This is a genomic window from uncultured Fibrobacter sp. (genome assembly GCF_900316465.1).
In the GTDB taxonomy this organism is placed as follows: domain Bacteria; phylum Fibrobacterota; class Fibrobacteria; order Fibrobacterales; family Fibrobacteraceae; genus Fibrobacter.
In genome coordinates, this window is sequence record NZ_ONDD01000005.1 from 30,908 (window position 1) to 51,865 (window position 20,958).

Below are 20,958 nucleotides of genomic sequence, written 5' to 3' on the forward strand. Positions count from 1 at the left end.
CATATTATTTGCGAATTTAAGCGAATTTCAGCAATTTTTACCGGTAAAAGCGACCATTTTTATTTAACATGAAACAAGGTCTTTTTGCCGTTCTCGCTACGGAGCATGTAGACGCCCTTCCCGAATTTGGCCTTCAACAAAGTCTCCGTTTCCGTCGCATGGCGAATTTTCACCGTTCCGAGGCGTTTGCCGGAGAGGCTATATACCGCATATTCGGCGGTAGCAGTAACAACCGAGCCCATTTTCGGTGCAATGCCAGTCAATTCCGGATCCGTCGGAGCATCGGTCTTTTTAAGTACCACATTATCCAAGGTGAGCGAACCCGTCGCAGCGCCTGCATTAAAGCTTAAGCGGCTGTTGGTATCGGTAGCGGCTGTCATCTGGAATTTAAACTTGAAGTTCTTGGTATCAGTACCAATTTCAAAGTTCTGCTTTTCCTTGAGGTAGCTAGCCCACGGATCGGTATGCTGTTCCACGTTCACTTCGAGCGTGCGGGCAGCGCTTGCGACTGCATCAAAGCTTACCTCGTACCACTGGTCCTTTACAAGGCGCAAGTCGTGCTGGATCAGCTGCACCTGGTAATTCTGTGTGCCGATTGCCGAAATATCGAGTTTGTACTTGCCATCTTTTGCATCGCCGGTAGCCTGAGCGTCACCATGCGTCTGCAAGTCCCAGGCCACGGCGCTCGAATCAAAGCCACCGTTAAAGACTTCTTCGCGGTTCGTGGGCACGACAATCGCAGGGGCCGGCGGCGTAATGCTAGAACCGTCCAGCGAATAGTTCTTCACAAAATTCCAGATTTCCACGCTCGTGTTCACGCTCACGGCTTCGTCCATGGAATACCAGTGGCCCTTGCCATCAATAGTCAGCAAGCGCACTTCGACACCATCGGTGCAGCCGCTCCAGATTTCAAGCGATGCGGCAGAGCCCGGCTTGGTCGACGGATACGGCTTGATCTTCTGCGAATTGCTGGAGCATTTTTGCGCATTGACCCAGCCCTTCAGGGTATTCACGGTGCTGTTATAATTCACCACGTCGTCGGTGGTACCGTGCGTATGCATAATCGGCATGGCGCGCTTGGGCGAATTCACGCCACCGCCACCCGAAACAGGCGCAATAGCCGCAATCTGGTCGCCCATCTTGTTTGCCACATGGTAACTCATCATGCCACCCATCGAAAATCCCGAAACGTACACACGGTTTTTATCAATGCCGTACTTGTTGAACATCTCGTTGATGATGGCCTTGATAAAATTGATGTCTTTATTGCCACCGATGTCCCAGGCCTTATTTTCGCCGTTGGGGAACACCACCACAAAGCGCGCGGTATCGGCAATGGATTCCCACTTCGCCGCATTCTTCTGGTAGGGGGCATCTTGGTTCATGCCGTGCATCTGAATGATGAGCGGGCGATTCTTTTCGATTCCCGACGGAGCATACACGAGCATGCTGCGGGATTTTCCGTCAACTGTGATGTTGTCAGCAACAGCATGACCCGTAAGCAGCGCAACACTTGCAAAGGCAAGCACCACCTTGCCCAAATTTTTGAAACCAAACATCCTTCGCTCCTTTTTTATGGGTCCTTACTTCGTTACCGTAAAGCGATGAACCATCCCATTCTTCGCTCTAATCAGGTACACGCCCTTTTCCGAAACCATGGCGCGCACCTTAGACTGAGCCTCGCTTGCACTTGTCGCAAACACGGAGCCCACAAAGTTTCCGTTCAGGCCATACACGCGGTAAACCTGTTCGGCCTGCACATCGTAGCGCACTGCATTTGCGATACCCGTCGGATCAATCGGTTCCGGGTCCGTAGCGTTTGCGCCCTTCACGAATGTGAAGTAGTCAATATCGAGCCAGGCGCCAGTAACCGTAAAGCGGAGCACATGTTCGCCCGCAGGGAGCGTTACATTGGCCTTCACCTTGTTGTAATCGTCGTAATTCTCTTCGCCGGAGCTTGCTGCCGGCACCGCGATTTCTTCGGTAATGTCCTTGCCATCCAAGGAGAGCTTGAAGCTCGAGGTAGAGCCAGCCGCAGCAACAGCCGCGAACATGGTGTAATCACCTGCATCCTTTACGTTCACGGTGTATTCGAGCCAGTCGCCTTCGCTGTTGTAGCCCACAATGACGCCGGTCGCCTTCTTGTAAAGGTCAACGCCCGTGCCCTTGCGGTAATCGCTATCGCCGTGGTTTTCGGAATCGGCGTCATAGTAAGAGGTGCCATCTTTACCCTTGCCCGGAACGTCGAAGTTTTCTGCTTCGATCTTGCCCGGGAGCGCAACGGCAGGGCAATTTTCACCAGCAGCGCAGAACGGAGTCTGCGGAACAGGTTCAGAGCCAGCGCCATCGAGATAAATTTCATCGTTCACGTCGGTACCGACCTTGAACCAATCAAAGTCTGCGTAACCACCGGCCTGCTTGGTCGCAAAGTTGAAGAGGCCCCAACGGACGCCCACGAACATGTGGAGGTCGTAATTGAGCTTCACGTCGCTACCGATTTTTGACCAAGTATTGCCATCGGTACTGTAGTAGAAGTAGGCGGTGCCGCGGTCAATCGGCAAGTCAAAATCAATTCGCAGGTAAACCTTGGAACCAGAAATCGCCTTGCTATCCTTCAGGCTTTCACCATTCTTGTTTCCGGTGTACATCACCACCTTGTAGCTACCGCCATCTTTAGCGAGCGCCACAAAGCCCTTGTCGTCCTGCAGGGCAACGAGGCCAGCCATATCGCCATCCTTCATGCCGGTGCCATCGACAAGAGTCCTGCCGGAGCTCTTGGGGCCAAAGGAACGCTGTGTCAAGGTGTTCTTCGCAGTCACCACGCGGCTATCGGTGCGACTCGTAGTAATGCGGTAGAAGCCCGGATTTGCGGAGAGGCTCCAGTTCTTGTTATCGGGGTTATGGTTGAACTGCCATTCGAGAGCAAGTTCACTAGATTCAAAGTCATCAGAAGTCACCATGCCGTAGCCCGGGAGCGGAGTTTCGGGCAAGTCAATTGTGGAGGGAGCCTTGGAGCCGCTAGTCGGGACCGGCCAGCCGTCCTTCCATTCCATCGGGACCAGGTGCGACATACGGCCAACCGGGCCGGAATCGCGGAACAAAAGTGCATACCACTTGCCCTCGGGAGTATCGAAAATGCCACCCTGCGCAACGCCGTTATCGGCCAAGAACACCCTACCGGTATAGCCCGAAAGCAGGCTCTTGGAACGGTAAACCACTTCGGTACGGCAGGAGCCATTCGGCCAGGAAATCGTGAACAGGTAGTATTCGCCGTTCACCTTTTCCATGTGCGAGCCTTCCTGCTGCACAATATAGCCGCTCTTACCGGTTGCCTGGTTCACGCTCACACCGCCAAGCTTGCCGCTCTTGCCGCCCTGCTTGACGCCGCTCGCATCGTCATTCAACTGCACATAGCTGATCTGGTCGCCGCTGCCGTAAAACACCCACACGGTGCCGTCGTCATCGAAGAACAGAGAAGGATCGTGGTAGAACGGGAGCTGCACTTCGGACCACTGGCCACTTTCCACGTCGGCGGTTTTGTAAAGGTGCGTCTTGCCCGTCGTGTAAGACGGGGTCAGCACGTAGAAAAATCCCTTGTGGTAACGGATGCTCGATGCCCAGGAGCCCTTACCGTAGGCATCATCGCCATTCAAGTTCATCTTGTTGTTATTGGTGAGAGTCTGGTAGGCATACCCCACCGTGCGCCACTGGGCCAAATCCGTGCTCTTGAAGACGGGCACGCCCGGGGCAAAGTGCATGGTCGTCGTCACCATGTAATAAGCGTCGTCAACGCGGACAATCGAGGGGTCCGGGCTATCGACGTACATAATCGGATTGTTGACTGTTACAGCGTAAACTGCACAAGAACTGAAAAGGGCAATGCCCAAACCTTTTAGCCATCCCATAATATTACTCCTTTCGAGGGCGCACCACCGCCCATGCAAATTTCTTCATAGTAAAATTACCCTAAAAACGGGGTAAAATCCCCCCCTCCCCTTCATTATCCTTTGACAAATTGTCAAAAGCGCGCAAGGCGAGTGTCGCGGGCATCAAGCCTGCTTGAATGCCCATGACCGAGCCGCAGCCGCGGACGCCAAAGGCGTCAAAAGGGATTGCCCTTTATTTCAAAGTAAAAACCCCTGATTTTGCAATCAGGGGTGAATTCAAAAGAGAGAGAGTTTAAGTCCTAACCGTATAAAAATCCAAGCACAACTACGACTACCGAGAAGAACGCAATCTGCTTGACAATCGTTATTTCATTATTTTTCATAAACCACGACCTTCTGTTTCATGGCACCCTGGTTACCCTTGGTGCGCACGTAGTAAATACCCTGCTTCAGGTCAGCCACAGAACCGGTCTTGACCATCTTGACTGCGGCATCCATGCCAGCGGCCTTGAAGCTTGCCACGCGCTTGCCGTGCATGTCGAACAGGTTGAAGCTGCTTTCGGCTTCGGTCATCAGGTTCAACTTGCCTGCAATAGCGGTGTTGTTTTCAACCTTCTTGAATTCGACGTAGTCGATATCGATCCAGTCGTTGGTGATTTCGAGCTTGAGTTCGTGTTCGCCGGCCTTCAAGGTAGCCTTGCCGCCGCTTACCGTGGTAAAGTTATCAAAGCCCTGGCCTTCGTTAGCGATTTCGGTACCGATCTGGTTGTCGTCCATGTAGAGGGCAAAGCTACCGGTGCCATTGTCGCCTGCAACGAGTGCAGAAATTTCGTATTCGCCATCGGCTTCCACCTTCACGGTATACTTGAGCCATTCGCCCTTCTGGCAGTGGCCCACGACCAAGCCCATGTTCGGCTGGTAAATATCCACGTCGTTCTTGCGGAACTTGCCGCCTTCGTTACCCTTGCTCAAATCGGAGTAACCCTTGTCGGCACCGCCCTTGTTGTATTCTTCAACTTCGATGGTGCCCGGAATCTTTGCAGGGGCTTCGCCATACGGGCCATATTCCTCAGGCGGTTCGTCCGGTACGGTAGACTGGCTCGGGTCAACCAAGTTCACTTCCGGTGCATCCGGGTCAATGGTCTTGTCGATGAGCTTGAGCATTTCGGAGCAGTAGCGCTTGCCGAGTTCAATCACGCCTTCGCGGCCAAAGTGGTAGGGGTCCTTGCCGTTACCCTTCAGGCCCTGAGAAGAGGCCAAACCAAACTTCTTGAACTTGCTCTTCAGCTGGGCAATGCCGCTGTTCTTGCTGCTGCAGCAGCTACCCTGGCCAGAGTTACCCGTGGGGTCATTCATCATTTCGCCAGCAACAAACGGAACTTCGTTTTCGTCCAAATCAAGAGCGTTGATAATGTCCTTGTAGGTCTTGTACACATTGTTCTGCCATTCGGTACCAGCGCCATCGGTTTCACCCTGGTGGAAAATAAAGCCCTTGATCACGCCTACTTCCTTAGCCTTCTTGCCCAGGTCCACAATTCTCTGGTAGGGGTTAGAATCGTAGTCCTTTGCCCAGCTCTGGATGTAGCTTGCCGCAGAACTGAAATAAGCCTTGTACTGGTCCTTGTCAAAAGCCTTGATGCTCACCGCACCGATAGCCACCGGGATAATACCCACGGTAACGCCCGGCAGGGAATCGACCATGGCGCGGCCGAAGTAGTCTGCCGGAGAAAGGTTTTCAAAGGGGTGGAACATCGGCGGGATTGCGGGGTACCATTCGCCCGTCTTGATCGACTGAGTCGTCTTGCCGCTACGCTGGCTTGCGTTGGCGTTGTGCGAAGCGAGCATAAGGAAATTCTTGGGATTCGTGGCCTGGTCCACGGAAGGCACGATTTCGCCGTTACCCGCCATGTTCGACTGGCCGTAAGCGATATAAATATGGAAATTGGGGTTCGGCGCAGCATTGGCAAGCGACGCAAGCATCATGAGCCCGCCAACAAGCCACAGGGCCGGGGTTAAAAATTCAGAGACTTTTTTAAGGTCCATAACACACTCCTTTGCAATACCCTAAAATTATCCTCAAAAAACGCCGATTTCACGCGAAAAACGCCAAAATTTATGGATAAATAGTCAACAAATGCAAAACCCCGGAAACATTCCGGGGTTTTCCCAATCCTTTTGTAAACTTTAGCTGACAACTAGGGTAAAATAGGCCTATTTTGCCACCTGAATCATCATCGTGCGGCCACTCATGGACTTCGCCATGTAGGATCCTCCACGCTTGACCAAGCTTGCGGCATTCTTGCGGAGTTCCGCCTTGCCCGTTGCGCGGACCACGCCAAGATAGGTACCGTTCATGTCGAAAAGGCGGAAGTTTTCGGCTTCGGTCGGCATGTTCAGGCGGACATCGGCAATCTTGGTACCGCAATCGGCGCAGTCCTTTTCAAACTTGAAGTAGTCGATATCAAAGTACTGCTGCGTCACATCCAAGCGCAGAATATGCTTACCGGCCGGAAGAGTCACCTTCTGCTTGACTTCGGTGAAATCATCGTAGCTAGAACCCGTGACCGTAAATTCGCCAATGGACTTGCCGTCGATAGAAAGCGTAAAGGCGCCTTCACCTTCGGTAGCGACAGAAGCGGCAGCGGTGTAATCGCCAGCTTCGGCAACATTGACCGTCCATTCGAGCCAGTCGCCGGTAGTGTTGTAACCGGCAGCAATTCCGGTAGCCTTCTTGTAAAGGTCTACGCCGGTATCCTTGCGGTAGTCGGAATCGCCGTGGTTTTCACTATCGTCGCCGTAAGAATCGTTAGTGGAACCGTCTTCGTTCCGGCCCTTACCCGGAATATCGAAATCTTCGACTTCAATCTTGCCCGGAATCGCAAGAGCTTCTCCCTTGAACGGAGTCTGCGGTTCAGGATCCACTGGCGCTACGTTAATGAGCTTGAGCATTTCCTGAGCGTAACGCTGACCCATGCCGCGGTAGCCTTCTACGGTAAAGTGGAGGCCGTCGCCCTTGCTTCCGTAGCCCTTGGAGCTTGCCACGCCAAAGTTGACGATGTACTTGGAAAGATTGTGCACACGGCTGTTAAAGCCCGCGCAAGAACCGCCATCCACCATTTCGCCGGCGACAAACGGGGTTTCTTCGGCTTTAAGGCCCAGCTGCGCGAGCATGTATTCGTAAGTCTTCTTGACAATCTGTTCCCAGTTGCTCATGCCGCCATCGGTTTCGCCCTGGTGGAAAATGATACCCTTGATCACGCCCTTTTCCTGGGCCTTCTTCGCGACTTCGATGATTCGGCCCATGGCGTTACCGTCGTTACCGTAAGCCTTCACGCCGCTCTTGAGCCAGTCGGCAGCAGATGCAATATAGGCCTTGTAGTCATCGGGGTCGAACAAGCGGATACTCGTGCCACCCTGCGCCACCGGAATAATACCGATTGTCACATCGGGCAAGGAGTCTGCCATGTGGCGGCCAAACCAGTCTGCCGGAGAAAGGCCCTGGTTGCACTTGAACATCGGAGGCACTGCTGGGTACATCTCGCCCACTGTCGGGCGACCGAGGTTGCTGCAAGACGTCGTTGCGAACATCTTTACGCGCGGATGTTCCTTACCGTCGACATTCTTGTCAAAGTTCGTGGCATTGCCTTCCATGTTGGACTGGCCATACGCAATGTAAATGTGAAAATTCGGGTCCGGTGCCGCGTTTGCAATTGTCGCAAGCATCACCAGCCCGCCCGCAAGCCAAAGGGCCGGGGTCAAAAACTCGGAAATCTTCTTGATATCCATTTCACACTCCTTTTGCAATACTCTAAAACTATCCTCAAAAGCACCCTTTTTCTGCCCCCAAGGCACATGTTCTATGGACAAACCGTCAACAAACGAAAAATCCCGGATACAATCCGGGATTTTCTGCAAAATTTCGCTTAAAAACGGCTTATTTCGTCACCTGAATGAGCTTGGTGCGGCCATTCATGGACTTGGCCAGGTAGGCGCCACCGCGTTTTACGAGGTTAGCCGCATTGGCACGGAGTTCCGGCATGTCTGTTGCAGAAACCACACCGAGGAAACTTCCGTTCATATCGAAAATGCGGTAGCTTTCGGTTTCGGTCGGCATGTTCAGGCGAGCGTCGGCGATACCCGTATTGCAGTCTTCGCACGGCTTTTCGAACTTGAGGTAATCGATATCGAACCAGGAGGTCGTCACTTCGAGACGCAGAATGTGTTCGCCAGCCGGGAGCGTCACCTTGGCCGTGACATCCTTGAAGTCATCCCAGCTGGAACCAGAAACCGGAACCTCGGCAAGGGACTTTCCATCGATCAAAAGCGTAAAGCCCGGATCCGAATTGGCCGTCGCGACAGAAGCGGTCATGGTATATTCGCCGGCTTCCTTCACGTTCACGGTATATTCGAGCCATTCGCCAGCCTGGTTATGGCCCACCACGACAGCGCCAGAGGATTTCTTGTAAATATCGACGCCCGTATCTTCACGAACCTTGGAGCATTCGGCAGTCTTGCCTTCGTCGGTGCAGGCATGGTTTTCGGAATCGGAGTCGTAATAGGTCTTGTTTTCCTTGCCGGTACCCGGAACGTCAAAGTTTTCGGCTTCGATCTTGCCCGGGAGTTCCACAGCCTTGCCACCGAACGGTTCGCGCGGTACTGGTTCTGCAGGCGTTCCCACGCCCACGAGCGTCACGATGCAGTCCTTGAATTCCGAGCTGCCCGCATCCAGGGTGACAGTCACAGAGCCGTTCTTCACTTCGACTTCACCTTCATACTTGGCATTCTTCGCCTGGCTCGTGGTGTACACGTGGAATGTTTCCACATCGGCACCCTTCACGTTAACCGTTACGGTCTTGGAATTCTTGTAATCGCGGTTCACGAGCACCACAATCACGGAGTCGCCTTCGGAACTCTTGTAAGCACTGGCAAAAACTTCCTTCTCGGGATTTGCCGTAGCACCCACGCGCACGGCACCCGGGCGGATGAATCGGGCGAACTGGCTCATCACGTAACCGCGCTTAGAAATCTTGCCGATTTCGTTGCTCGGAATCTGGAGCTTGTTGCCAAAGTCCTTTTCCATGATCAGGCCATAGCAACGACGGATGTACCACCAGGTGTACTGATTGAAGTTGCCCACAACCATGGCGCGGTGGATTTCGTAAGCTACATCCATGGCGTTCACGGTATCGCGCTTGTTGGCGTTTGCCTGGTCGCCCGTGTTCGTAACCGTGCGCCAGTAGTTACCGCTGCCCTGGCTTTCGGTGTAGTGTTCCGTCATCCAGCGTTCCACGCCCTTCTGGTCAGCCAAAGAATACTGGAAGAAGTTGTCCCCGGTCCTTCTGTCGCTGGCGTAGAAGTGCGCACCGAGAATGTCCCAGTTCTTGAGGGCATTGGCATCGTTCAAGACCTTGTTGTAAAGATTCTTGTCGTAGCGGAACGATTCCGTCGAAATCACCTTCACACCATTCTTGCGCATTTTATCGGCGTAGCCCTTGGTGAAGTTGTAGATTTCGTCAGCGCTCCAGCAAGCCCATTCGCCGCACCAGTCCGGTTCGTTACTGATGGAGATGGCGTACAGGGGAACGCCCTGGTTCTTCATGTAATCGTTGAAGTTGTTCAGGTGGTCCACGTACTTCTGGTAGTTCGAAGAAGACATGTGCTGGTTTGCGCCCGCATACGGAGAAGTCCACGGAGTCGCATACAGAATAAAGTCGTCGCCGGCGTATTTTTTTGCATACTTTGCAGCCTGAACTTCCTTGTTGAAGTCACTGGAGTTTGCATACACCGGAATACGCAGCGTATTCAGGCCAAGTGTTCCATCGCCCGTACCAAAGGCAATTTTCGCATCGGCTTCAGAAAGGCCGCCACCGCCCTGCCACTGGTTATGCACCATGCCGCCAAAACCGCGAATGACCTGGTGTTCTTCCGTTACGTCGACATTGACCGTCGAGGCCATAGCCGAACTCCAAAGGCCAACCACTCCAAAGGCTAGGCCCACACTCTTTGCAATTTTTTGGATTGTCATCTTATACTCCTTTTTAACACAACTCCCGATATTAAAATACATTCTCGTAATTTCAAAATCAAGCGCTTTTTCCCGGAAGGAAGGGCACCCCCATTCGGGGGTGTCCTCCTGGTTGGATGTGTTTATGGGAAACTTATTTGGTTGTACGCACCTTGGCCATTGCGCCGTTTGCGCGGTTGCGAATCAGGCTAATTCCCTGAGCCTTTTCGCTACCCTGAATGGAACCACTCTGCCAGAGTTTGGAAGCTTCAGCCATGTTGCGGGCAGTAAAGCTTGCCACCTTCTTGCCAGTCAAATCAAACACGTCGAACGTTGCCACCTTGGCCGCATTCAGCTTCACATTGCCAGCAAGACCCGTCGTCGTTTCCGGAGCGTCCTTGCCTTCGACAAAGTTGATGTAGTCGATATCGAACCAGTCGCCCGTTACCGTCATGCGCAGAATATGTTCGCCAGCCTTCAGAGACACATTGGCCTTCACGCTTTCAAAGTCATCCCAGCTGGAACCAGAGACTGCGACATCGGCAATCTTGTTGTCATCGATAGACAGCGTGAAGCCGGCAGTAGAATTGTCCGTCGCGACAGAGGCGTACATGGTGTAATCGCCATCCTTGGCCACCTTCACCGTGTATTCAAGCCATTCGCCAGACTGGTTGTAGCCCACCACGTAACCGGTCGCCTTCTTGTAAATATCGACGCCGGTACCTTCGCGGTAGCTCGTGCCACCATTTTCAATGCCATGGTCTTCGGAATCATTTTCACTGTAAGACTTGATTTCGCTGCCGCGGCCGACACCCGGTTCATCGAAGTTTTCGACTTCAATCTTGCCCGGAATTTCCCAAGCCTTGCCGCCAAACGGAGACTGCGGTGTGGGAGGAGTCGATCCACTACCTTCAAAGCCCCAGGCCTTAACAGCCATGGTAGAATCCTGAGCGCCCTTGAACACCAAGAACAGTTGCTTTACAATGCCCTTGAGTCCTTCCACTTCGCAAGTGGTTTCGGCATAAGTATTCTTGTTGCCGGTATTCTTGAGATTACAAGTTCCAGCGAGCGTACCCGTTGCAGAACCCGTGCGGATTTCAATCTTGTTGCCGTCGCCAGCGCTTGCGGCTTCAACCTTGAAGGCCGTCGCTGCAGTACCGAAATCAACACCCGAAACGCGCAGCCAAGATTCCTTGGTCGAAAGCGGAAGCAGCACATGTTCGGCAGCCTTGCCCTGCACAAAGTTGGAGCGGCTGCGAATGCCCTTCTGCTTGGAGCTCGTGAGAGCCGGATACCAGTCGTACGGATCGAAGTTTTCAATCTGTTCCGGGCCTTCGTTGGTGCAAACCACCTGCTTAATCGTACCGTCGGCGTTGTAGAACATTTCGTCTACGGAAACGCTACGGTGATAGCCTTCGTTCGGTTTCGGCTGACCGTCATCGGCCGGAATAATTTCCAAGCCATTGTGGCCCTTGGCAATACGGCGATCATGATAGACAACATAAGAGTGGCCCTTGAATTCGGCGATACCATGGTGGTTGTTGTTGCCGTTGATGCTACGGCCGTTCATGCTCGGGTCGCCGAGAATGGTGCCCTTCCAGGTGTAGGGGCCCATCACGTTGTTGGACATACCGTAGTCGATCGTCGGTGCACCCTGCTGCCAGCCGGTACTGTAAGAGAAGTAGTAATTGCCCTTGTGCTTGTGGATGTAAGAGGCTTCAAGCATCTTGCGGGTCGGCAAGTTGTTCACCTTCACGTGAGAACCGTTACCCACCGGAGCATTTTTCGCATCGTTCAGCTTGACGATATCAAAGTTGTCGGTATTCGGACGGCTGTTGCTTTCGCCGCCGCCCCACGTCACGTAGGTGGTTCCATCGTCATCAATAAAGATACCCGGGTCAAAGCACCACGAAACGCCATCGCAGCCGATAATGCCGCGGCCACCGACAAGTTTATCTTTGCCGTTACCCACGGCGTTCGTCCACGGGCCTTCAATTGCAGGAGCCTTGATGTAGCCAATGCCGCCGCCACCGCCATCGGGGAACACGATATAGAACGTGCCGTTGTGTACCGCGATGCCAGATGCCCAAATATCGTTAATACCGCTCACCTTACGGGCATCGTAAATAATGCCGAAGTCGGTCCAGTTCTGCATATCCCTACTGCGGAATGCATAAAGGGCGTAAATCTTGTAACTGTTAGAATTGTACGGAGCCGGGTCATCGGAGTCCGTGATGATATAGAAGTACTCATCGTCAGCGGCAGCACCCGGGTCTGCCAGGTAATGGTAAGTAGAAATCGGGTTGTCGGCAAGGCCGAAAGCCGCCAAGCCCATGACCAAACACGCGGCCTTCTTCAGGCCTTTCACATTCCAAACATCCATAAAGGACTCCTATGAAGGTAAAAACACCACACCTTCTCCCTTAAAACTATCCTCAAAAGCACAAAAAAAAGTGCCCCGGAGGACACTTTTCTTTGACTTTTTGTCAATGGTTTGTTTACAAATCTTTACTTCGCGGAGCGAATTTTGGTCACCATGCCGCTGGAGCGGTTACGGAGCAGGTTCACGCCATGGGCCTTTTCAGAACCCTTCACGGAACCGTCACGCCACATCTTAGTGGCTTCAACCATATTGCGGGCCGTAAAGCTGGCGAGCTTCTTGCCGCTCAGGTCAAACACATCGTACTGGGCCACTTTGGAGGCGTTCAGCTTGACATCCTGATGGATACCCGTGGTCACTTCGCCAATCGAGAACCAGTCCACATTCACGTTGTCGCCGGTAATCACCAGTCGGACAATGTGTTCGCCCTTGGTTAGGGTCGCCTTGCCGGCATCGAATTCTTCGTAGACGCTCCAGTCTTCGCCAGTCTGCGGAACCTTCACGGTATCGCCCACAGCCTTGCCATCGACAAGCAGGCAGAAGCTTGCGCCGTTTTCCATACCGGTAGAAGCCGATGCCTTCAAGGCGTATTCGCCATCTTCTGGAACCACGATCGAGTATTCCAGCCATTCACCAGCAGCGGTGTAACCAATAGCCTTGCCGGTACCACCGAGCACGATATCGACTCCCAAGTCGGTACGGAATTCGGCATCGCCCTGGTTTTCGGACTCGTTGTCACTATAGGATTGCGCTTCATCACCGCGGCCCGTGCCCGGAACGTCATAGTTTTCGGCTTCGATCTTGGCCGGAATCGTCACAGCCTTGTCGCCATAAGGAGTCTGAGGAGTCGGCGGAGTAGAGCCGCTTCCTTCGAAGCCCCAAGCCTTGATTGCCATGGTCGAATCCTGCGAGCCCTTGAACACGAGGAACAAGGATTCCACGATACCCTTCAGGCCTTCCACTTCGCACTTGGTTTCAGCAAAGGTAGACTTGTTGCCGGTATTCTTGAGCGTACATGTGCCCGCCAAGGTACCGCTTGCAGAACCGGTATGGATTTCAATCTTGTTGCCGTCGGCAGTACTTGCTGCCTGCACGGTAAAGCCCGTAGCGGCCGTACCGAAGTCCACGCCACTCACGCGAATCCAGGATTCCTTCGTGGAAAGCGGGAGCAACAAGTGCTCGGCGACCTTACCCGGAGCCCAGTTGGAGCGACTGCGGATGCCCTTCTGCTTGGAGCTCGTGAGTGCCGGATACCAGTCGTACGGATCAAAGTTTTCAATCTGCTTCGGACCTTCCTTCGTGAAGGTCAGTTCCTTCATGGTGCCATCGCCATTGTAATAGAATTCATCGACGCTTACGCTGCGGTGGTATGCGGGCGCCGGATTCGCCTTGCCGTCGTCGGCAGGAATCTTTTCGAGGCCATCATAACCGTTCGCGATACGGCGGTCATGGTAGGCAACGTACCAGTGGCCCTTGAATTCGGCAATGCCATGATGGTTGTTGTTGTTCGCGTTAATATTCTGACCGTTAATGCTCGGGTTGCCCATGAAGATACCCTTGTATTCGTAGGGGCCCATCGGGTTCTTGGACATGCCGTAGGCAATACGCAAGTCAGCCGTACTGTAAGACAGGTAATAGTTGCCCTTGTACTTATGGATGTAAGAAGCTTCCATCGCCTTCGGGCCGCCAATCTTCAGGTGAGTCTTGGTACTCACGTCAAAGCCCTTCATGTCCTTGTTGAGCTTGTAGATGTTAAAAATGTCGTTATTGTTGTTGTTCGCCGGGCGGCTATCGCTGCTACCGCCACCGAACGTGAAGTAGCCCGTACCGTCGTCATCAAAGAAGATTGCCGGGTCAAAGCACCAGCCGATGCCGTCGCAGTCCGAAATACCGCCACCCCAGTTGTTGATGAGCTTCTTGTTGCCCGAAACGGGGTTCGTCCAGGGGCCGGCAATGCTGTCGGCGCCGATGAGGCCAACGCCGCCACCACCGCCATCGGGGAACACGATGTAAAGCCTGTGATCGTTGGGGTTCACCGCAATGCCGGATGCCCAGATATCGCCGATACCGTCCACCTTGCGGGCATCGTAAATGATACCGAAGTCGGTCCAGTTTTTCATGTCCTTGGTGCGGAAACCGTAGAGGGCCTTGATGTTGTAGCCGTTGGCATTGTACGCAGCCGGGTCGTCGGAGTCGGTGATGACGTAGAAGTACGTATCGTCGGCAGCGGCACCCGGGTCTGCCAAGTAGTGATAACTCGAAATCGGGTTGTCGGCCAAGCCAAAAGTGGCAAGCCCCGCAACTAAGCAAGCGGCCTTTTTTAGGCCCTTTAATTCCCATGCTTTTTTATAACCCATATAGACTCCTTAGAAGGCAAAAAACACAACCAAACCTTCTTTATTCCAAAATTACCCTAAAAAAAAGCGAAAAAAGCTCACAAAAAGGCTTTTTCTATTGACACATTGTCAATAACTACACAAAAAAAGCCCCGCTTTTTGCGGGGTTTTGTTCCAAAATTGGGGTTTTGAATTATTCCATGCCCTTGACGCCGTAAATCACGATGTCGTCGACCCACATTTCGTACGGCACGCCTTCCGTGACACCACCGCCGAAGAAGTTCAGGTTCGTCACATGTTCCTTGACTTCGTCCCAACCAATGTTGCCGCCGATATTGTGTTCGTCGGGTTCAATCAGGTCTTCCGGAGTCACCACGTAACGCTGCCAGGCGGTATCGAGCTGCATGTGCACCCAAGCCTTACCGTTTTCGTAACCGGTAGAATCGAGAGCGATCGAATCGAGAAGCACATCGAACGAGACGCTGATCCACTGGGAAGAATCGCTGAGACCCGAACGAGCCCAGAACACCACGGAATCAAGTTCACTCATGTCCGTCATTCCGTTCAGATCATGACCCATCAATGCCCAGTTGGCGTTAGAATCGTTGGTGTACACAAAGTGAGCAGACAATCCCTTACGGCCGTGGACATTCTTCTTGGCATCGAGTTCTGCAGTAGCATACTTGGATACCGAGGTGTACCAACCGTAAACGCTATCTTCGAAGTTTTCGAAAAGCACCACCGGGTAGACATCTTCCTTGGCAGTCGTGTCAGGAGCAACCACCGGCTTTTGGCCAATCGTCACTTCCGTCGTCTTGCCAGGTTCAATCTTCGCATTGGTGCTACCGACAGTCATCATGTTGCTGATCGCAGTCGGCTTACCTTCCATATCAAGAGTCTTGTAAGTATGGAACGAGAATCCGACCAAGGTAAGCAGGCCCTTCGGCAGACTCTTGAATTCGAACTTACCGTCTTCGTCAGTTTCAACAAAGTAATCAAGGCCCTTAACACCAACCGTCAAAGAGTTTTCGTTTTCAGGCACGTAGACCTGGCCCGAAACTGCACCAGTCGGTTCAAGCTTAATAGACACAGAATCGCGAGACACATCGGTCACCACAACGCGCACAAACGCCTTGGTAGTATCCTGACGTGCTTCCACATTATAAGTACCGGGCTTGAGTCTCTTGAGGTTCAACCGGCCCTGCTCGTCGGTTTCGAGATTCAAGATACCCAAAGTAGAATCGGAGACGACCACCGGGGATTCACCCTTTTCGTGGTCCTTGACAAGATCCATATTATTAGCACCCGCCAAGAAATCAACCGGGCGCACCAAGACCTTGGTACGGGCAGCAGGCGAACCATCGCTCTGCTTCACAGCGAGCACCACGGCAACCGAGTTCTCCGTCTCAAGCGAAGTACCCGCACTCGGATCAGTGCCGTTGCTGCTGGAACACGCCGCAATGAGCGCTCCCACTGCTGCTGCAAAACCTATATGCCACACCCATTTCTTCATTTGGACTCCCTTTTGTCGCCCTCCACAGAATCAACGGTACGGACACCGCCCTTACGCGCAATCGGATAGAATGCCATAGAAAGCTGCATTACCCGGTCGGAGTTTTTGGCACTGTCCACCCTCTTCTGGACCAGGCGCCTAAATTCCCTAAGCATATCACCCAAGTCATCGAAGCAGGACTGGTCCACGGACAATGTAAGAGTAGAAATATTTCTTTCGTCAACGGGGATGTAGTCAAGCGCATCGCTCGCCAAAGAGAGCACTTCTTTCTGAAAATGGCGGACAGCCTGTTTCTTTTCGGGGCCACCCACAGTCAGGTGGGCATCCGTAACAGCCAATTTACCCGAAGCCATCTTCTTGACCAAGCCGACTTCCAGCAAGGTATCGATAGCTTCCTGAGCCTGGGCCTCGGTAATCGGGGGGCACAGGTCTCTAGAAATCTGCTTTACGTTAACCACGCCACCGTTCAGTTCGAGGTAGGCGCGCACGGCCGGAATCCACCAGTTCTGGAGCAGCTTGAGTTCGGCTGCCTGCAGGCTGTGGCGGTCCACATCCCGAAGATCGAGGGCTTTTGCCATTAGCTCTTCGCGCTTGGCCTTGTCCTTGGTTACTGCTGCGGAGAACAGCAAGTCAAAGTATTCGGCCTCACGACCGGACAGATCAAGGATTTCTTTCGCGGCAGGGAGTGCATGAGCCGGCAAGTGCTGCTTTTTCTGCAACACGCGATAAAGGTAGCTGGAATCCAACCCCAGCTTGTCCCCCATCATACGGTACGAGTAGAAAGGCATTTCGGCCTTCCTACGGTCGTAGTACTCCTTCAAGAAGTCGCGATAATCCGATATGTCAGAAAACGTAACCATAATTATTTACCCGTATATTTACAATAATAAAATAGACTTTGCAGGTAAAGAAACATATACCGAGGGTGAAATTCGCATGGACGTTTTGTCCAAGAGCTTCGTGACCATCGCCACATGGTGGGGAAATTTTCCCGTTTTTTAGGAATTTCGCCAAAAATCGGGGTTTTCGCCCCAACATTTGCAAACCATTCTCATTTTTACTAAATTTTGCGAACGATTCGCAAATTCGCGGATCAAGAGGAAAAAGTGGAATACAAAACGCAAGCGCGACAAATGATCCTGGATTACATGGCCGAAAATCCCGACCGGATTTTCAAGGCCTCCGGCATTGCCCAGAACCTGCCCGAAGTTTCACTGAGTACTATATATAGAAACCTCTCCCGAATGGAAAAGGCGGGAGTCGTGCAGATTGTCGGCGCCGACGACAACAACGAACTGCAATACCGCTACACGGGCCCTGGCCGCTGCGAAGAAAAGATGCACCTCGTGTGCAAGGAATGCGGCAAGTTCTTTCACCTAGAGGGCCCCGCGCTCAAGGTGTTGCAGCTTTCGGTACAGCGCAGCGGATTCGAACTCGATCAACAGCAATCGGTTTTGCTCGGACGCTGTTCCGGCTGTTCGCGGAGGCGTCATGATTAACGCCCTGCTCAACAAATTGCTCGTGGCGTTTGCATCGCTCTACGTGGCCAAGCACATGGAGCACCATTGCCATGGCGAACACTGCCACGTGTGCCACCATATTCACCGTTGCCTGGAACTGATTTCGGTTTGCATGGAACTGGTGGTAGCACCATTTGAACTTGCGTTACGATTTTTCTATTTCAAACTAGTTTGCTTTAAGGCCGCGACTTCGCAGCCGACAACTCTTGTTTCACAAAAAGTCCTGCTACTGAATTGATGCGCACCGATTGAACGCGACATACTGTCGCAAGGCATCTTATTCACACGTACAATTTCACGCCAAAATGGCGAAGGACTTTTAATGAAAAAGATTGCATTCATTGCATCTATTTTTGCGCTACTTACACTCTTTATAGCGTGCAACTCGGATTCCGAAAAGAAGAATTCGGAACAAGCGGCAAGCAACGGCAAAAAGATTTCCGTTGTCGCCACCATTTACCCGCAATACGCCTGGCTCAAAGAAATCCTTGGCAACCAGGCTGATTCCCTGGACCTTACGCTCTTAATCAAGAACGGCATGGACTTGCACAGTTACAAGCCCTCGGCGGCCGATATCGCCACAATCGCCAAGGCCGACATGATCGTGTACGTCGGCGGTGAATCGGACGAATGGATCGAAAAAGCTCTTGAAGCAACGCCCAACGAAAAACGCGTGCAAGTGAACTTGCTTGAGGCTTTGGGTGACCGCGTCAAGGCCGAAGAAATCGTCGAAGGCATGCAAGCCGAAGAGGAACATGAACACCATGAGCATGCCGATGAACATGAGGCTCACGAAGATCATCACGAGCACGAAGCTCACACCGAAGAAGTCGAAAACGATGAACACGTCTGGCTCTCGCTGAAGAATGCCGAAATCCTGGTGATGACCCTTGCAGACGCCATTTCAAAAGCAGATACGGCTCACGCCATGGAATACCACATGAACGCAGGCCTTTACATTGCAAAGATCAGCGCCCTGGACGCCCAATACCGCGCCGCGATGGATAGCGTCACCCACAAGACGGTTCTGTTCGGCGACAGGTTCCCGTTTCGCTATCTGGTGGACGATTATGGCATTAAGTATTATGCCGCGTTTGTTGGCTGTTCCGCCGAAAGCGAAGCGAGTTTCGAGACGGTCGCCTTCCTCGCCAACAAAATGGATTCGTTAGCGCTGCCCGCCATCTTCACGATCGACGGTGGCAACGGCAAGATTGCGCAGGCAGTACTTGCCGCAAGCAAAAAGTCCAAGACCGCCGAGGTGCTTACGCTTAATTCGATGCAGTCCATCAAGACTTCGCAGATGGATTCCGCAAACTACCTCGACATTATGCGCGAAAATCTCGAAGTGATCAAAAAGGCTTTGAAGTAGGTTCATTATGGTTTTGATTAAGTGCCGTCAATTGACACTTGGGTACGGGAACAAAGATATCGTGAGCGATTTCGACTACGATATTAATGCAGGGGAATACCTTTGCATCGTGGGCCGCAACGGTTCCGGAAAGACCACGCTTTTGCGCGGTATTTCGGGACTGCTTTCGCCCAAGAGTGGAAGTATCGAATTGTGCGACGGCCTTACGCGAAACCAGATTGGCTACTTGCCGCAAATCACGAACGTGCAGAAAGATTTTCCGGCGTCGGTCGAAGAAATCGTACTCTCGGCGTTCCAAGGTAAAAAAGGGCTCTTGCCGTTTTACAAGAGGGCCCACCGGGAACGCGCCATGGAGTGCATGGCGCTTACGCGGACCGAAAGTTTGCGTAAGGCCTGCTTCCGCGAACTTTCGGGGGGCCAAAGGCAACGCGTGCTTTTGGCCCGGGCCCTCTGCGCCGCCGAACGTTTGCTGTTGCTCGACGAACCCGTCACCGGTCTCGATCCGGAATCAACAGAATCCATGTACAGAATCATTAGCGACTTGCACAAGAGCGGTATGACCATCATCATGGTGACTCACGATCTTGAAGCCGCCCACAGAGAATCCAGCCGCATTCTGGATTTCAACCCCATCGAAGATAGGAGAGGATAGTCCCATGCCAGAATTACTCGACAAGCTCTTCTTCTACCTGGATTTTCCGTTTGTACGCTATGCGATTATCGTGGGCGTACTCGTTTCGCTGTGTTCATCGCTCTTGGGCGTCACCCTTGTGCTCAAGCGCTATTCCTACATTGGCGACGGTCTTTCTCATGTGGCCTTCGGTGCGCTTTCGATTGCAGCCGTCCTCAAGGTAACCAACAACATGCTGATTATTCTCCCGATCACCATCGCAGTCGCCGTGCTGCTTTTGTGCTCGGGCAAAAAGGCAAAGGTCAAAGGCGACGCCGCCATCGCCATGGTATCGGTGGGCGCGCTGGCTATCGGTTACTTGCTCATGAATATTTTCTCTACATCGGCAAATATTTCGGGCGACGTGTGCACCACACTTTTCGGCTCTACATCGATTCTCACGCTCAAGGTAGAAGAAGTCTACCTTTGCGTGGCACTTTCCATTGCTGTACTTACCGTATTCGTTATTTTCTACCATAAAATTTTTGCAATCACCTTTGACGAAAATTTCGCTCAGGCGACAGGCGTGCGCGTGATGCTTTACAACATCCTCGTTGCCGTGATTATCGCCGTCATCATCGTTCTTGCCATGAACCTGGTGGGCGCCTTGCTGGTGTCTGCCTTGGTCGTATTCCCGGCCCTTTCGGCCATGCGTCTTTTCAAGAGCTTTTTCTCGGTAACCGTTGCCGCAGGCATTATCTCGGTCTTGTGTTCGCTTACCGGAATCTTGATTGCCATTTTGGCAGGGACGCCTGTGGGTTCGACCATCGTGGCCATGGACATCGTGGTGTTCGGAATCATTTGCCTTATTAGCCTGATTCGCGACAAAAGAGTTTAACATTGTCCAAAATATTTTTGTTCCTCGTTTTATTTGCGTTTGCATTACCCAGCTTCGCGCAAAAACCAGGCCAAACCAAGACCATTCATTTTGACTTGACTAAAATGAGCGGCACCGTCGTGTTCGCCCTGGTCAACCGCATGGTAACAGAACCTGCCAAGTTCCAAGGAAAACGCATCAAGATGGGCGGCGTATTTTCGAGCTACTACGACGATCAAATCGACCGGCGCTTTTACGGCTGCGTTATCGCCGATGCACTCGCCTGCTGTTCGCAAGGACTCGCCTTTGAACTTGCGAAACCCCGCAAGTACCCAGAACAATACCCGGCCGAAGGCGATGCCATTATTGTCGAAGGCGATTTCGATTACGAAAAAGACGAAGGGGGTGGCGGATTCCCGATTATTCGCAATGCAACCCTTAAGAACCAGTAATTCTTAACAA

At 52.6% G+C, this 20,958-nt stretch carries 15 protein-coding genes; 6 read left to right on the top strand and 9 right to left on the bottom strand.

The genetic code is table 11. The features are described 5' to 3' along the window. Window positions 1-59: 59 nt before the first annotated feature. The 9 genes from QZN53_RS03025 to QZN53_RS03065 all read right to left on the bottom strand — a co-directional run bounded on the left by QZN53_RS03025 (window position 60) and on the right by QZN53_RS03065 (window position 16,980). On the bottom strand, window positions 60-1,559 hold the full coding sequence (locus QZN53_RS03025) for a carbohydrate binding domain-containing protein (RefSeq protein ID WP_163437423.1): 1,500 nt from the start codon (window positions 1,557-1,559) through the stop codon (window positions 60-62). A gap of 24 nt (window positions 1,560-1,583) precedes the next feature. Continuing rightward, window positions 1,584-3,905, bottom strand: coding sequence for a family 43 glycosylhydrolase (locus tag QZN53_RS03030; RefSeq protein WP_163437424.1), 2,322 nt, complete (start codon window positions 3,903-3,905; stop codon window positions 1,584-1,586). A gap of 354 nt (window positions 3,906-4,259) precedes the next feature. Then, window positions 4,260-5,930 (bottom strand): sialate O-acetylesterase, encoded by a 1,671-nt coding sequence (locus QZN53_RS03035; protein ID WP_163437426.1) that lies wholly within the window; start codon window positions 5,928-5,930, stop codon window positions 4,260-4,262. A gap of 168 nt (window positions 5,931-6,098) precedes the next feature. Further along, window positions 6,099-7,673, bottom strand: coding sequence for a sialate O-acetylesterase (locus tag QZN53_RS03040; RefSeq protein ID WP_163437428.1), 1,575 nt, complete (start codon window positions 7,671-7,673; stop codon window positions 6,099-6,101). A 148-nt stretch (window positions 7,674-7,821) separates the two neighbouring features. Then, window positions 7,822-9,912, bottom strand: a complete 2,091-nt coding sequence (locus QZN53_RS03045) for a carbohydrate-binding protein (RefSeq protein WP_163437430.1) — start codon at window positions 9,910-9,912, stop codon at window positions 7,822-7,824. Window positions 9,913-10,045: 133 nt separating this feature from the next. After that, window positions 10,046-12,274, bottom strand: coding sequence for a carbohydrate-binding protein (locus tag QZN53_RS03050; protein ID WP_294651537.1), 2,229 nt, complete (start codon window positions 12,272-12,274; stop codon window positions 10,046-10,048). 125 nt (window positions 12,275-12,399) lie between these two features. Then, complete coding sequence (locus tag QZN53_RS03055; RefSeq protein WP_163437432.1) at window positions 12,400-14,628, bottom strand: carbohydrate-binding protein; 2,229 nt, start codon at window positions 14,626-14,628, stop codon at window positions 12,400-12,402. Window positions 14,629-14,800: 172 nt separating this feature from the next. Continuing rightward, on the bottom strand, window positions 14,801-16,120 hold the full coding sequence (locus QZN53_RS03060; RefSeq protein WP_163437434.1) for a carboxypeptidase-like regulatory domain-containing protein: 1,320 nt from the start codon (window positions 16,118-16,120) through the stop codon (window positions 14,801-14,803). After that, complete coding sequence (locus tag QZN53_RS03065; protein WP_163437435.1) at window positions 16,117-16,980, bottom strand: DUF4423 domain-containing protein; 864 nt, start codon at window positions 16,978-16,980, stop codon at window positions 16,117-16,119. Before QZN53_RS03065 ends, QZN53_RS03060 begins: the two co-directional genes overlap by 4 nt. Before the next feature lie 246 nt (window positions 16,981-17,226). Between QZN53_RS03065 and QZN53_RS03070 the strand changes: the two genes are divergently transcribed. From QZN53_RS03070 to QZN53_RS03095, 6 genes are all read left to right on the top strand, one after another. Continuing rightward, window positions 17,227-17,619 (top strand): Fur family transcriptional regulator, encoded by a 393-nt coding sequence (locus QZN53_RS03070; RefSeq protein WP_294651543.1) that lies wholly within the window; start codon window positions 17,227-17,229, stop codon window positions 17,617-17,619. Continuing rightward, window positions 17,612-17,878: a hypothetical protein gene (locus QZN53_RS03075; RefSeq protein ID WP_163437437.1), complete on the top strand. Its 267-nt coding sequence runs from the start codon at window positions 17,612-17,614 to the stop codon at window positions 17,876-17,878. Before QZN53_RS03070 ends, QZN53_RS03075 begins: the two co-directional genes overlap by 8 nt. 84 nt (window positions 17,879-17,962) lie before the next feature. Then, complete coding sequence (locus tag QZN53_RS03080; RefSeq protein WP_163437439.1) at window positions 17,963-19,009, top strand: metal ABC transporter substrate-binding protein; 1,047 nt, start codon at window positions 17,963-17,965, stop codon at window positions 19,007-19,009. A 7-nt stretch (window positions 19,010-19,016) separates the two neighbouring features. Next, window positions 19,017-19,661 (top strand): ABC transporter ATP-binding protein, encoded by a 645-nt coding sequence (locus QZN53_RS03085; protein ID WP_163437441.1) that lies wholly within the window; start codon window positions 19,017-19,019, stop codon window positions 19,659-19,661. A 4-nt stretch (window positions 19,662-19,665) separates the two neighbouring features. Further along, window positions 19,666-20,517 carry a metal ABC transporter permease gene (locus tag QZN53_RS03090; protein WP_163437443.1) on the top strand — a complete coding sequence of 284 codons (852 nt, stop codon included), beginning with the start codon at window positions 19,666-19,668 and terminating at the stop codon, window positions 20,515-20,517. Window positions 20,518-20,621: 104 nt separating this feature from the next. Then, entirely contained in the window at window positions 20,622-20,948 is a 327-nt protein-coding gene (locus QZN53_RS03095) for a hypothetical protein (protein WP_163437445.1), read from the top strand. Window positions 20,949-20,958 lie beyond the last annotated feature (10 nt).